The 14,234-nt window shown below is 71.3% G+C and carries 9 protein-coding genes; 5 read left to right on the top strand and 4 right to left on the bottom strand.

All coding sequences use genetic code 11. The annotated features are described in order from the left end of the window. The first annotated feature begins 24 nt into the window (after window positions 1-24). Window positions 25-1,740: an FHA domain-containing protein gene (locus tag K8625_RS21430; RefSeq protein WP_223747261.1), complete on the top strand. Its 1,716-nt coding sequence runs from the start codon at window positions 25-27 to the stop codon at window positions 1,738-1,740. A gap of 261 nt (window positions 1,741-2,001) precedes the next feature. Here the strand turns inward: K8625_RS21430 and K8625_RS21425 are convergent, their stop codons facing one another. Further along, window positions 2,002-2,910, bottom strand: a complete 909-nt coding sequence (locus tag K8625_RS21425) for a DMT family transporter (RefSeq protein ID WP_223747262.1) — start codon at window positions 2,908-2,910, stop codon at window positions 2,002-2,004. Between the two features lie 101 nt (window positions 2,911-3,011). Between K8625_RS21425 and K8625_RS21420 the strand changes: the two genes are divergently transcribed. Then, entirely contained in the window at window positions 3,012-3,923 is a 912-nt protein-coding gene (locus K8625_RS21420; protein WP_223783746.1) for a pseudouridine-5'-phosphate glycosidase, read from the top strand. 25 nt (window positions 3,924-3,948) lie between these two features. On the opposite strand, the gene K8625_RS21415 is transcribed toward K8625_RS21420, so the two are convergent. Next, window positions 3,949-4,434, bottom strand: a complete 486-nt coding sequence (locus tag K8625_RS21415; RefSeq protein ID WP_141327440.1) for a GAF domain-containing protein — start codon at window positions 4,432-4,434, stop codon at window positions 3,949-3,951. 102 nt (window positions 4,435-4,536) lie between these two features. Between K8625_RS21415 and K8625_RS21410 the strand changes: the two genes are divergently transcribed. Next, window positions 4,537-5,280, top strand: a complete 744-nt coding sequence (locus K8625_RS21410; RefSeq protein ID WP_223783745.1) for an NAD-dependent deacylase — start codon at window positions 4,537-4,539, stop codon at window positions 5,278-5,280. Between the two features lie 56 nt (window positions 5,281-5,336). On the opposite strand, the gene K8625_RS21405 is transcribed toward K8625_RS21410, so the two are convergent. Further along, window positions 5,337-6,905: a serine/threonine protein kinase gene (locus K8625_RS21405; protein WP_370640342.1), complete on the bottom strand. Its 1,569-nt coding sequence runs from the start codon at window positions 6,903-6,905 to the stop codon at window positions 5,337-5,339. Between the two features lie 255 nt (window positions 6,906-7,160). Here K8625_RS21405 and K8625_RS21400 point away from each other — a divergent pair, with 255 nt between their 5' ends. Further along, a complete protein-coding gene (locus K8625_RS21400) occupies window positions 7,161-9,128 on the top strand; it encodes an ABC-F family ATP-binding cassette domain-containing protein (RefSeq protein ID WP_223747266.1) in 1,968 nt (655 codons plus the stop codon). A 55-nt stretch (window positions 9,129-9,183) separates the two neighbouring features. Here the strand turns inward: K8625_RS21400 and K8625_RS21395 are convergent, their stop codons facing one another. Further along, entirely contained in the window at window positions 9,184-11,427 is a 2,244-nt protein-coding gene (locus tag K8625_RS21395; protein ID WP_223747267.1) for an ATP-binding protein, read from the bottom strand. A 107-nt stretch (window positions 11,428-11,534) separates the two neighbouring features. On the opposite strand from K8625_RS21395, the gene K8625_RS21390 reads away from it, so the two are divergent. After that, entirely contained in the window at window positions 11,535-13,931 is a 2,397-nt protein-coding gene (locus K8625_RS21390; protein ID WP_223783744.1) for a transglycosylase SLT domain-containing protein, read from the top strand. Window positions 13,932-14,234 lie beyond the last annotated feature (303 nt).

The following is a 14,234-nucleotide window of genomic DNA, read 5'->3' as shown; positions in this document are numbered from 1 at the left end:
CAGGGCGCTAGGCTCGCGCGCCGCATGCCCGCACTCCTGCTGCTCACCGGCCCGTCCGCGGGGCGCCATTACGAGGTGCTCTCGGACATGGCCATCGGCCGCAGCCCGTCCTGTGAAATCCCCCTGCGGGATGACCAGGTGTCGCGCAAGCATGCCCAGCTCACCGTGCACGAGGGGCAGGTCCGGCTGACGGACCTGGACTCGCGCAACGGGACACTCGTCAACGGCGCTCGCATCAGCGGGCAGGTGGTGCTGCAGCCGGGAGACCGCGTCCGCGTGGGCTCCACGATGGCCGTCTTCGAGCCGGCGCCGGTGACGCTGGTGGAGGGCGGGCCGACGTCACCAGGGCATGTGCCCATCGAGGAGGTGCTGCCTCACGTCGGCGCGGCGGCGGCGCTGTACTCGGCGGGCACCGCGCTCCTGGGCGCCACCAGCGAGGCCATGGTGCTGCGCAGGCTGGCGGACGAGACGGCGCGCGCGCTCAGCGCGGACCGGGCGGCGGCGCTGCTCGGGAGCAACACGGGCCTGCTCACCGCGGCGGTGTCGGGCGCGGACGCGGTGGCGGTGCCCCGCTCGCTCGCGCAGGTGGCGCTGGACCGCAAGGAGCTGGTGCAGGCGGAGACGGAGATGTGCGCGCCGCTGGTGGCCTCGGGGGGCATGCCGTTCGGCGTGCTCTATGCGACGCGGGCGGACTCGTCGTTCACCGGTGGAGAGGGACAGCTGCTCGCCGCGCTGGGGCGGTTGGGGGGCGAGGCGTATACGGCGGTGCGCTCGCGGGTGGAGGCGGAGGCGCCGGTGCCCTTGCTGCTTGGCACGTCCAGGCCGCTGCGCGCGCTCGCGGATGCGGCGCGACGGGCCGCCAACAGCGCAGCGCCAGTGGTGCTGCATGGCGAGCCGGGCACGGGCAAGACGCTGCTGGCTCAAGTCATCCATGCCCGCTCTCCGCGCGCGCTGGAGCCCCTGGTGACGGTGGACTGTCGTCTTCCACAGGCCGCCGTGGAGGAGGCCCTGTTCGGCCGCGCCAGCGCGCCGGGACAGCCTCCGGTGGCGTCCGCGTTGCTGCGCGCGGACCGGGGCTCGCTGCTGCTCCAGCACGTCGAGGCGCTGCCTCGCGCCACGGCGGAGCGACTGGTGCGGCTGCTGGCCCGGAGGACGGCCCCCGCGCGGCAGGGCGGCGAGGAGCCCGTGGACGTGCGGCTGCTCGTCACGTCGTTGGCGCCGGTGGCGGCGCTGGGCTCCAAGGGCGAGGTGGACGCGGCCCTGGCCCGGGCGCTGATGGGCTTCGAGCTGGAGGTGCCGGCGCTGCGGGAGCGGCGCGCGGATGTGATGGCGCTGCTCGAGGGGTTCCTCGCGCGGGCCTCGCGTCGGGTGCGCCGTGAGCCGCCGACGCTGGGGCCCGATGCCCGCCGGCTGCTGACGGACTACCCCTGGCCCCACAACGTGCGGGAGCTGGAGCTCGTGGGCGAGCGGCTGGGGTTGCTGTACGCCGGTGCTCGCGTGGGCGCGCTGCACCTGCCGCCCGAGGTGCAGCAGGGCGCGGCGGCGAGTGATGCGCAGACGCTCCAGGCCCGTGTCGGGAGGCTCGAGCGCGACGCCATCGCGGAGGCGCTGCGTGAGGCGGGCGGCAAGAAGGTGAAGGCCGCGGCGCTGCTCGGCATCAGCCGGCCCACGCTGGACAAGAAGATCGAGGAGTACGGCCTGTCGGTGGAGCGCGGACGGCGAGGCGAGGACGGGCGCTGACGGCCGGCGCGGCTTGGTTTCCGGCCCCGCGCTGTCAATCCTCGACGCGAACCAAGGCGAAGGGCCTCAAGCGGGCCGCGAGCCGAGGACGGACGCGGTGCTGCCTCGAGGTGGAGGGGCGCTCAACGACTCACGGGTATCGCGATGTGGCTGGGGCCGAGGCTCCGCGGCTCACTCTAGCAGGCGCCCTTGCTGCCTCGGGACTCTCTCGGTCGCGCCGAGGGAACGGGAGATGCGTCGAGGGGCGTGATGGTCGTCCGCTCACTTCCTGCGGCTGAGCAGCACGCCCCCGAGGATGAGCACCGCGCCCAGGGCCTGGAGCCACGTGGGCCGCTCGCCGCGCACGCCCCACGCCGTGAGCGCCGCCACCACGGGCACGCCCGTGTTGTAGAGCGACGCGCGGGCGCTGCCGACCTGCTGCACGGTACGGCCCCAGATGAAGTAGCTGAGCACCAGCGGCACCAGCGCCGAGTACACCACGCCGGCCCACGCCCCGAAGCCGATGCTCCCGACGTCCAGCGCGAGCACCTCCGGCACTCCCGCGAGCACCACGCCCGGCGCCCCCGTCAGCATGGTGATGGCGGTGATGCGCAGCGCCGACACCTCGTTGCCCACCGAGCGGATGCCCACCGTGTAGAGCGCCCAGCACGCGCACGCCCCCAGGATGAGTCCGTCGCCCAGTCGCGTCCCCGTTCCCAGCGACGGGCCTCGCGCGGCGACCACCAGCACCATCCCCACCACCGCCAGCGACATGCCCATCACCAGCGGACGGCCTGGACGCTCCACGCCCAGCACCGCGCCCAACGCCGCCACCAGCACCGGCGTCACCGCCGTCAGCAGCCCGCTGTTCGCCGCCGTGGTGTTCGCCAGGCCCAGGATGAAGCACAGCTGGTACAGCGTGTTTCCCACCAGCCCCAGCGCCGCGAGCTTGAGGAACACCGGCCGGCTCAGCGGCTTCCAGCCCTCCACCACGAGCAGCAGCGCGGCCATGGCCACCGAGGCGATGGCGAAGCGCACCGCCATGAAGGCGAGCGGCGGAATCGTTCCCAGCGCCTCCTTCACCACCGTGTAGTTGGTGCCCCAGACAACGACGACACACAGGATGGCCACGTCGTTCGCGGAGAAGGTGCGAGGCGGCGCGGCGGGAGCGCTGGCGACAGTCGTGGACACGGCGCGCGAGGGAATAAGGCCCGGCACTCCCGCGTGCAAGCCGACGTTTCCGCGCGCGCCTGGCTTGTGCCCCAACGACAGCCATGGCTTAACCGCGCGTCATGGAACTACGCTTTTCGGACGAGGTGCGTCGCGCCCTCGACTCGCGCCAGCCTGTGGTCGCGCTCGAGACGAGTGTGGTGGCTCAGGGGCTTCCCTATCCGGACAACCTCGCCGCCGCTCGCGCCTGTGAAGAGGCCATCCGCCGCGCGGGCGCCGTGCCCGCCGCGACCGCCGTGGTCGATGGTCAGGTGTGCATCGGCCTGGAGGACGCGCAGCTGCGTCGGCTCGCAGAGGGCAAGGAGAAGCTGCTGAAGCTCGGCTCTCGTGACCTGGCCATCGCCGTGGCCACGCGCGCCACGGGCGGCACCACCGTCAGCGCCACGTGCGAGCTGGCCGCCGCGGCCGGCATCCGCGTCTTCTCCACGGGCGGCATCGGCGGCGTCCATCGGGGCGCCTCCGAGCACTGGGACATCTCGCAGGACATCGCCGCGCTGGCGCGCTTCCCCGTGGCCGTGGTGTGCGCGGGCGCCAAGTCCGTGCTGGACCTGCCCAAGACGATGGAGTTGCTGGAGACCGCGGGTGTGCCCGTCATCGGCGTGGGAACGCGCGAGCTCCCGTCCTTCCACAGCCGCGAGTCCGGCATCCAGCTGGAGCACAGCGTGGGGGACGTGGCGACGGCCGCGCGCATCGCTCGCGCTCGCTTCGAGACGCTGGGGCAGGGAGGGGTGCTCTACACCGTGCCGCCGCCGGAGGAGACGGCGCTGCCCAAGCACGAGGTGGAGCTGCAGATCGCCTCCACGCTCGCGGAGGCGGAGCGTCAGGGCATCCGTGGCAAGGACGTGACGCCGTTCCTGCTGCGCGAGCTGGGCAATCGCACGGGAGGCAAGACGCTCAAGGCCAACCTCGCGCTGCTCGCCAACAACGCCCGCTTCGCCGGACAGCTCGCCGTGGCCTACGCGCGCGGGGACTGAGCCCGCGCGCCCGGGCCCGCGTCGTCTACTCCTGGAACCAGCGCATCATCGTCTCGAGCTCGCGGCGGTCCACCTCGTCGAAGGTGGACTTGCTCGCGGAGTCGATGTCCAGCACGGCGATGAGCTCGCGGTTCTTCCCGTACACGGGCACGACGATCTCCGACGCGGAGCGCGCGTCACAGGCGATGTGCCCCGGGAAGGCGTGCACGTCCGCCACCACCTGCGTCTCACCCTTCTCCGCGGCCGTGCCACACACGCCCTTGCCGAACTTGATCTCCAGGCACCCCAGCGTGCCCTGGTAGGGGCCCACGCGCAGCAGCTTGCCCGGCGTCACCACCCGGTAGAAGCCCGTCCACAGGTGGCCGAAGGCGTGGTGGATGAGGCAGCTCATCGTCGCCATGCCGGCGATGGGGTCGTCGATACCCGCGAGCGCGGCCTTCACATGCTGCTGAAGCTCCTCGTACGCCTGCGCCTTGGGAACCGCGGTCAGGTTCAGCGTGATTTCCGCCATGATGGGCTCCTCGAGCCAAGGGCTTGCGCACCCACGAGTCAGCCCCGGGGGCGGTCAACGTCCCGCTTCATAACCTGAATCCCATGTCGTGCAGGAGGCTCCATGGAAACGCTCCTTCTTGATTCCAATACCTGGCTGCTCGTCCTCACCGGCGCCGGCGTCTCCGCCGAGAGCGGAGTGCCCACCTTCCGAGGAATGAACGGCTTGTGGGAGGACCAGCCCGTGACGGAGGTGGCCTCGCCGCGGGGCTTCGCCAAGGACCCGATGCGGGTGTGGCGCTTCTACTCACAGCGCCGGGCTGGAGCAGCCGACGTCTCGCCGAACCCGGGCCACGAGGCCCTGGTCGCCTGGGAGCGCCACCTGGGAGACCGCTTCCTCCTGGCCACGCAGAACGTGGACGGCCTGCACCGCCGCGCCGGCAGCCAGCGCGTGGTGGAGATGCACGGCAACCTCTTCACCTCCCGCTGCAGCAACCCCGACTGCACGCGCCCCCCGTTCCCGGATACCACCGTGTACGCGTCCGGCACCGTGCCCGGCTGCAAGGAGTGTGGAGCCCTGCTGCGGCCCCACATCGTCTGGTTCGGGGAGCAGTTGGACCCCGACGACCTCACCCGCATCGAGTCCTTCGCGGTGAAGGCGATGCGCTCGGGCGGGCGCCTCGTCTTCCTCGCGGCCGGCACGTCCGGCGCCGTGTATCCCGCGGCGGGCATGGTGGACAACGTGCGGGCCGCGGGCGGAGAGACGTGGCTCGTGAACCTGGATGCGTCGGAGAACGCCTCCAGCTTCGAGCACTTCGTCCAGGGCAAGAGCGGTGAGGTGCTGCCGAAGCTGGGCCGGCTCGTCTGAAGCCCCCGTCGTGCGGCGCGGCTCCCCGTGAGGTGACGGGGAGCCCGGGCCACGACTCACTCGAAGACGTTGATCTCCTGCCCGGAGTTGGTCGGCCGGGTGGGGCGCGGCTTGGGCGGCGTGGCGGCGCGGATGGGCTCCAGCGACACGTCCACCGTCTGGCTGTCTCCCGCGACGCGGCTGAAGTTGAGCGAGCGCTCCTCCGACTTGTGGTTCGCCAGCCGGAAGGTGAGCTGGTGCGACTTGTCGCGCGGGAGCATCAGCTCGATGGGGGTGGTGCCGATCTGCTCCTCACCCTCGAAGATGGCGGCGCCCGCCGGCGACGAGTTGAACTTCACCCGGATGGACTGCGCCGCGGCCTGCGTGGGCGGCGTGTTCGCCGTCGTCGGCGGAGGGCTCGTGGGACGATCTCTCGGGACCTCGACGACCTGCGTGGGGGGCGTCTTGGAGCCGCCCTGGCCTCCGATGACCACCGCGGCGGCGATGCCGATCAGCAGCAGCGGCACCACCACGAGAGCCGCCTTCTTGCCCGTGGACATGCCCTCCGGCGCGGGGGGCTCGGGAGGCGGGGCCTGGACCGGCGCGGGGCGAGGCGGGCCCTGGCGGACGCGGCTGGGAGATGAGCCGCTGCCTCCAGGCACTCCCGCCTGGCTGCGGGCCACGACGACGTTGGACGGCGTGGAGCCCCGGCCCGGTGCGCCGCCGGCGCGAGACCGCACGCCACTGCCGCTGCCCGCGGAGGGACGTCCGGCGCGGCTGCTGGCCCGGCTGCCGCTGCCGCGCTCGTTGACGCCGGAGGAGGAGCCGCCGCTGGGCATCGCGTCGAACTGCTCGGGCGTCGCGTCCGCGACCGAGTCCATCATCGCGTCGATGAACTCCTGCGCGTTCTGGTAGCGGTCGTCCTTCTCGGGCGCGAGCGCCTTGCGGAAGAACGCGTCCAGCGCGGGCGGGACGGGGGCGCCCTGGCGCTTGGTGTTGACCGCGGGCACCTGCTGCGTGAGCGACGCGGTGAGCGCCTTGCGCACGGTGTTCGCGCCGAACGGCGAGCTGCCCGTGAGGCAGAAGTAGAGCACGCCCGCCATCGAGTACAGGTCCGAGCGCTGGTCCACGGACTCACCGCCGGCCTGCTCCGGCGGCATGTACTGGGGCGTGCCCAGCACCTGGCCGGTGGAGGTGAGCTGCTCCTCCTCCTCGGCCTCGAGCGCCTTGACCAGACCGAAGTCCAGCACCTTGACGAAGTCCCGCCCGCCCAGGTCCTGCACCATGATGTTGTGGGGCTTCAGGTCGCGGTGGACGCAGCCCTCGGCGTGCGCGTGCGCGAGACCCTGGGTGGCCTGCTCCAGGAGGCTCGTCGCGCGGCGCAGGGACATGGGCCCCTCTCGCTTGACGACCTCCTTGAGGCTCTCGCCCTGGAGCAGCTCCATCACGTAGTAGCAGGTGCCGTCGGGGGCGCGGCCGAAGTCGAAGATGGTGATGACGTTCGGGTGGCGCAGGCGGCTGGCGATCTCCGCCTCGCGGCGGAAGCGCTCGAAGAACTGGGGCGCGGCGGCGAGCGACGGGTTGAGCGTCTTGACGGCGACGGGGCGCTGCACCGACGTCTGGGTGGCGCGGAACACCATGCCCATGCCGCCCTGGCCGAGCACGCTCTCAATCTTGTAGCGGCCATCGAGCACCTGTCCGATGAGCTGGAGGCTCTGGCCTGCGCAGAGGTGGTCGACGCCGTCGGTGCTTCCGCAATGGGGACAGGGGGCAGCCATGTGGGGCCGGAGTATAGGCAGGCCCCGGGCGGGTCCGGAAAGGGGGCGTTGGGCCGCAGGGCCTCCGGGCAGGCATCTGCGCCATTTCCCGAGGCGCCGGAGGCTGTTACATCCCCGCCCGCCATGAGCCTCGTCATCGCCCAGGACCTCAGCCTCTCCTATGGGAAGAAGGTCCTCTTCGACAGCGACAACTTCACCCTCGGCCCCAAGGACCGTGTAGGCCTCGTGGGGGCCAACGGGACGGGGAAGAGCACCCTGATGAAGATTCTCGCGGGGGTGCTCCAGCCGGACTCGGGGACCTTGACGTACCGGCGCCGCGCGCGGTGGGGGTATCTGCCCCAGGAGATCGCCGGCCTGCCGGAGGGCACGGTGGTGGAGGCGGTGATGAGCACCGTCCCCGGGCGCGACTCGCTGGAGGTGCGCCTGAAGGACACCGAGGAGGCGCTCGCGGCGGCCACCGACGAGGAGGAGCAGCTCGAGCTGGCCCAGTCCCTGGCCGACCTGCACGCGGAGCTGGACGACTTCGAGAACCGCTTCGGGAAGCACCACGCCGAGCGCATCCTCAAGGGCCTGGGCTTCAGGGACCTGGACCTGGCCAAGCCCACGTCGGCGCTGTCGGGCGGCTGGCGGATGCGCGCGGCGCTGGCGGGCCTGCTCCTCCAGGACCCGGACCTGTTGCTGCTCGACGAGCCCACCAACCACCTGGACGTGCCCACGCTGGCCTGGTTCGACGGCTTCTTGCGCCGCTCGAACAAGGCGCTGGTGCTCATCTCCCACGACCGCGACTTCCTCAACCGGCAGATCGACCGGGTGGTGTCGCTGGAGCTGGAGGGCGTGCGCGAGTACGCGGGCAACTACGACGACTACAAGCGCCTGCGCGCGGAGGAGAAGGAGCTCCTGAAGGCGCGCGCCGAGAAGGTCGAGGCGCGGCGCGCGGAGCTGCAGGGCTTCATCGACCGCTTCGGCGCCAAGGCCACCAAGGCGAAGCAGGCGCAGAGCCGCGCGAAGATGCTGGAGAAGCTGGAGAAGGTGCACGTCCTGGAGGAGCGCTCGACGATGCGCTTCCGCTTCCCGGAGGTGGATCGGAGCGGCCGGGACGTGGTGACGCTGGAGCGCATCACCAAGAAGTACGGCGCGCAGACGGTGTACGACGGCCTCACGGGCCGGGTGGAGCGCGGGCAGCGCATCGCCGTGGTGGGCGCCAACGGCGCGGGCAAGACGACGCTCCTGAAGATGGTGGCGGGGGAGCTGGCGCCGGACACGGGCACGGTGACGCTCGGGCACAACGTGGTGGTGGGCTATTACGCGCAGCACCACGCGGACAAGCTCGACCGGCAGAACACCATCATCGAGGAGGTGCGGCCCCTGGCGGCGGACAAGCCGGAGAGCTACGTGCGCGGCGTGCTGGGCGCGTTCCTCTTCAGCGGTGACGACGTGGACAAGCCCATCGGCGTGCTCAGCGGTGGTGAGCGCGCACGCGTGGCGCTGGCCAAGCTGCTGCTGGTCCCCTCCAACTTCCTCTTGATGGACGAGCCCACCAACCACCTGGACCTGGACTCGTCCGAGATGCTGATTGAAGCGCTCAAGGGCTACGGCGGCACGCTGCTGTTCGTCAGCCACAACCGCAGCTTCATCAACGGGCTGTCGTCGCACGTCTGGGAGGTGGCGGAGGGCAAGCTGACCCCGCACCCGGGCAACCTGGACGACTACCTGTACCACCAGGAGCAGCAGCGACTGGAGGCGGAGGCCGCGGCGGCTGGCGCGTCACGCGGAGGGGAGAAGGTGTCCTCCGGGCCCGTTTCGGAGAAGGACCGCAAGCGACTGGAGGCCGAGGCGCGCCAGCGTCGCAGCGTGGTCGAGGGGCCGCTCAAGAAGGAGATCGCGAAGCTCGAAGAGCAGATCGCCAAGGTGGAGGCGGAGCAGAAGGAGCGCGAGGCGCAGCTCGCGGACCCCGTGCTCTACAACGACTTCGCGCGCGCCAAGCCGCTGATGGATGCGCACCGCGCGGGCAAGGAGTCGCTGGAGGACCTCTACGCGCGCTGGGAGGCGGCGCAGGAGAAGCTGGCGGAGGCGACGGCGTCGTTGGGCTGAGCCGTCCGTGAAACGCGGGTCCGCGCGCGGGCCGCGTCACCCCGTGACGTGAGCCTCAGCCCGCCTTGCGCTTCCGCTCGCGCTTGCTGGCGCGCGGGGCGGGGGAGGGCGGCTTGGGGGGCTCGCGCAGCTCCTCGGGCACGGGAATCGACTGGGAGATGCGCGTGGCCGGAGGCGGCGTTCCCGTTCCTTCCGGCAGCGCCTCCACGGGCTTCTCCACCGGCAGCGCGGGCATGCGGATGATGAACGTGGTGCCTTCGCCCGCCTTGCTCTGCACGGAGATGCTGCCTCCGTGGTTCTTCACGATGCGCTGACAGATGGCGAGCCCCAGCCCCGTGCCCTTCTGCTTCGTCGTGAAGAACGGCACGAAGATGTGCGGCTGCTGGTCCAAGGGGATGCCCGGGCCGGTGTCGGAGACCCGCACCTCCAACAGCTCGCCGCCCGCGTTGCGGAACTCACCGAAGCGCTCCGGCCGCTCCGTGCGCACCGTGATTCGCCCCTCGCGCGTGTCCAGCGCCTGCACCGCGTTCTGGACCAGGTTGATGAGCACCTGCTTGAGCTGCTCCGCGTCTCCGTCCACTCGCGGGAGCTGCAGGTCCAGCTCCACCGCCAGCGCGACGCTCGACGGCACGTCGTTCTGGATGAGGCGCATGGTGCGCGTCACCACCTCGTTCAGGTCCGTGGGCCCGAAGCTCTGCTTCATCGGCCGCGCGTAGTCGAGGAACGCCGTCACCACGCCGTTGAGCCGGTTGACCTCCTCGACGATGACCTCCAGGAACTCGCCGTCCTCGCCCGGCAGCCGCCTGGGGTCCAGGCACTGCGCCGCGCCCTTGATGGCCCCCAGCGGATTGCGGATCTCGTGCGCCAGACCCGCCGCCATCTCTCCCAGCGCCGCCAGGCGATCCCGCTCCCGGATCTTCTCGTAGAGCTTCGAGTTCTCCAGCACCGTCGCCAGCTTCTCCGCCACCTCCAGGATGAGGGCGATCTCGTCGGACGCGTACGCCTCCGGCACCCGCTCGTCCCACAGGTTCAGGAAGCCGATGACCCTGTCGTTGCCCACCAGCGGCACGCTGATGCCCGCGCGCATCTGCACCAGCGCCGCGCGCGTGTCGTTCAACCGCTTGAGCTCGTCGCGATACCGGCGCCCCTCCACCGACTGGAGCCGCATCGTCGCGCCCCGGCGCTCCACGTTCTCCAGCAGCACCGCCTTCTGCCCGCTCGCCACCGCGAACAACAGGCCCCGCGCCGCCGCCGTGTCGAGGAACGCCACCGGCAACGGCCCGCGTGAGTCGAGCAGCCGGTAGCCGGGCCGGTCCTCCGCGAGCAGGTACACCGAAGAGTGCGTCACGCGCCCCGTCTCGTGCAGCGTGTCCAGCACCAGCGTGGCCAGCTCGGAGATGTCGATGACGTTCGCCATCCGCGCGCGCAAGGTCCCCAGCGCGTCCAGCAGCGCGAAGCGCTCGCGGAAGAAGATGCGCACCACCATCTCCTCCACCTTTGTTCGCAGCGGGTCCAACAGGATGAGGATGACGAAGGCCGCCACCACCGTGTTGAACAGGAACAGGCCCGTGTCCTCGTCCACCCACGCCGTCAACACCGTGAAGACGGCCGCGAGGATCACCGCCAGCACCGTCTGCGACGCAATCTTCCCCAGCAGCTCGTGCAGGTCCATCAGCCGCAGCCGCAGCAGCGTCTGCGCGAGGAAGAACAGGTACAGCGTGGTGAAGACCGGCCCCAGCGTCGGCAACGGCACCGAGCTGCCGATGAAGTCCAGCGCGGAGAACAGGATGCCCGCCGCCGCGCCGATGGCCAGGTACATCAGCCGCAGCTGCTCGATGCGCGACTCGTTGCTGCGGACCCGGTGGAGCAGCAACGACACCGAAGCGAGCAGGGAGCCGTGCACCCAGACGCCCATGGCCACCCGGGCCCACAGCTTGTCGGCCAGGGGGGTGACCGCCACGGCCAGGCCCAGGAAGACCGACAGGAGGGCGAGCCGGCGGCCCACCAGGTGTGTTCCCTTGCTGACATCCAAGAACTCGAGGAAGAACCCCACGGCGGCGCCCGGGATGAGCGAGGCGACCAGGACGGTGATGCCCAGGGTGATGCGGTGCGCCCAGGGGTACGTCACCTCGGGGAAGAGGCTGTGGAAGAAGAACGAGAGGTAGTACCCGGCCACCGTCAGGGCGAAGACGGAGTACAGGGTGAGCACCTTGGGCCTGGCCGGGCGCAACAACATGGACACGCCAAGGGCGAGGCCGATGATGGATGCCAGCAGCGCGCTCTGAGTCCGGATGTCCATGGGCGGGCGGACAGTCTAACCTGTGACAGCCTCCGGAAATTTTCCATGCACCCCCGGTTGTCCTGGGGCGAGCCCGCGCCCACCTCCCAGGCTCCCCAGCCCCGCGTATGAAGCCCTTCCTGCCCAAGCTCGCCGTCATCGCCTCCGCGCTCATGCTGTCCGCGCAGGCTCCCTCGTCCCCGGCCCCCTCCGGGACGGAGGCCTCCGAGGCCCCCACGACCCACACCGAGAACGCGCCTCCGGAGGCGCAGCTCTCACCGCCGCCGGACGCCGAGAAGTCGCCGCTGCCGCCTGGCTTCGTGGAGGTGTTCAACCCGGCCTTCCCCAACGCCGCGCCGCCCGCACCCGTCGTCCACCGGGGCCGCCGCTACGCGCTGGAGGACCTGTCGCCGTACTTCGGCGAGGGCAAGAAGAAGGAGGCCCGCGCGGCCTTCGACAAGGGGCACTTCGCCCGCGCCCGCGAGCTCTTGAAGGACGAGGGTGACAGCCCGCCGGTGCGCTACCTGCGCGCGCTGGCCGCGCTGCGCTCGGGGGACGAGGAGACCGCCGCGAAGGAGCTGGCCGCCCTGGCGCCGGACTACCCCGCGCTGAGGGACCGGTGCCTGACCCACTCGGGCGTGGCGCTGGAGGGGCTGCGCCGCTACGACGAGGCCGCGGTGCAGCTGGCCCAGGTGCCGCCCGAGTCCCGGCTGTACGTGGACGCGCGGCTGGCGCTGTCCCGGGTGCTGCGCAAGAAGAAGGACGCGGAAGGGGCCATGGCGGCGCTGGAGCCGCTCACCTCGCGCGCGGCGCCCAGTTGGGGGCGCAACGTGGGTGCCGAGGCGCTGATGGCCATCGCCGACATCGCCGCGGAGAAGAAGGACAAGGCCGCCGAGCGCGCCGCGCTGTGGCGCCTGTGGGGCGCGCATCCGTTGTCACCGCTGGCGGTCCAGGCCGACAAGCGGCTCAAGGGGCAGACGGCGCCGGTGGAGGCCCGGGTGGCTCGCGGCGAGGCGCTGGTGGAGCTGCACCGCAACAAGCAGGGCCTGGCGCAGCTGGAGCCGCTGCTCACGCAGCTGAAGCTCCCGGACGCGCTGGCGTGCCGCGCGCACTTCTCCTACGGCAAGGGCCTGCGCAAGGAGCGCGAGCACACGCGCGCCATCCAGATGCTGTCGCCCGTGGTGGAGAAGTGCACGGACAGAGACCTGCTGGCACGGGCGCTGTACGTGCTCGGCTCGTCGCGCTCCATCGTCGACTCGTCGCGCGGCACGGAGACGTACGAGCGGCTGGCGCGCGAGTTCCCGGACCACAGCTTCGCGGACGACGCGCTCTTCTACGCGGCGGACCTGTACGTGAAGACGGGCCGCCCCAAGGAGGCGATGGCGCGGCTGGACGAGCTGTCGCGGCTGTATCCCCAGGGGGACTTCCTGGGCGAGGCGCTCTTCAAGGCGTACTGGATCGCGCGCACGAGCAAGGTGGAGGACGCGGGCCTGTCGTTCCTGGACCGCATCGAGCAGCGCTTCGCGCAGGCGGACGAGAGCTACGACGTGGAGCGCGCGCGGTACTGGCGGGCCCGCACGTTCCAGGACCAGGGCAACATCCAGGGCGCGGCGGAGCTGTTCGAGAAGATCTCCGTGGAGCACCCGGCGACGTACTACGGGCTGATGGCGCGCTCGCAGCTGGCCGCGTTGGATCCGCAGCGACTGGAGCGGATCTCCCCGGAGATCTTCGCGGTGCCGGAGGCGGCCAGTCCCTGGCCGCTGTTCGCGGGCCCGGTGGGTGAGGACCCGCACTTCCGCGCGGGCGTGGAGCTGTTGCGCCTGGGCTTCCCGGAGGCGGTGTCGTCGGAGCTGCTCGCGGTGAGCCGGACGAACCAGCCCGCGGAGGCCATCCGCTTGTTGGTGCTGGTGCTGCACGAGGCGGGCGATGAGCGCGCCGCGCACGCGGTGGCCCGGTTGGCGCTGCGCAAGGACTTGAGCGGACGCATCACGAGCGAGACGCGCGTGGTGTGGGAGGTGGCGTATCCCAACGCGTTCCGCGACCTCATCGAGAAGCACACGGCGGTGTCGGGTGTGGAGGCGGACCTGCTCCAGGCGCTGATGCGCGAGGAGAGCGCGTTGGACCCGAAGGCGCTGTCGTGGGCCGGCGCGCTGGGGCTCACGCAGCTCATGCCGTCCACCGCGAAGGGCGTGGCGCGCGAGCTGAAGCTCAAGCGCTTCACGGTGGACCAGCTGCTCCAGCCGGACCTCAACATCCGCTTCGGCGCGCACTACCTGGGCGGGCTGCTCAAGAAGTTCGGCGGGCACACGCCGTACGCGGTGGGCAGCTACAACGCGGGGCCGGGCGCGGTGAATCGCTGGCGCGCGGACAAGCCGGACCTGCCGCTGGACGCGTGGGTGGAGGAGATCCCCATCTCCGAGACGCGCGGCTACATCAAGCGCGTGCTGCGCTCGTACAACACCTACCAGCTGCTCTATGGTCGGGCGCCCAAGCTGCCCGTCATCAAGACCGCGAACCGGGAGTGAGGGCACAGCGGCTCGCTCACGCTGCAGGGCCGTGAGCGAGCATGGCGCGCCGCCAGGGGCGCGAGGGCACGTGGGGCGCATCCGTCGATCGCGTTGCTCGCAATCCGGTACGTGCTCCGGCGCAAGTGTGACTCCGCCATGGGCATCGGCCTGTCTGTCCGCGCAGTCGAAGCGGAGGCTGCCTGTGCGTGGCTGCGCCCCTCCGGCATCGGGTCACGACGCATCCAGGCCGGACGTCGCCGCGCCGACCTCCTCCTCATCCCAGGACCGTCGTCAACGCGCCCCCACGCCGGACCATCGCGA

This window comes from Myxococcus sp. AS-1-15 (assembly GCF_020037055.1).
In the GTDB taxonomy this organism is placed as follows: domain Bacteria; phylum Myxococcota; class Myxococcia; order Myxococcales; family Myxococcaceae; genus Myxococcus; species Myxococcus fulvus.
This window is presented reverse-complemented; position numbering and strand designations above follow the sequence as displayed.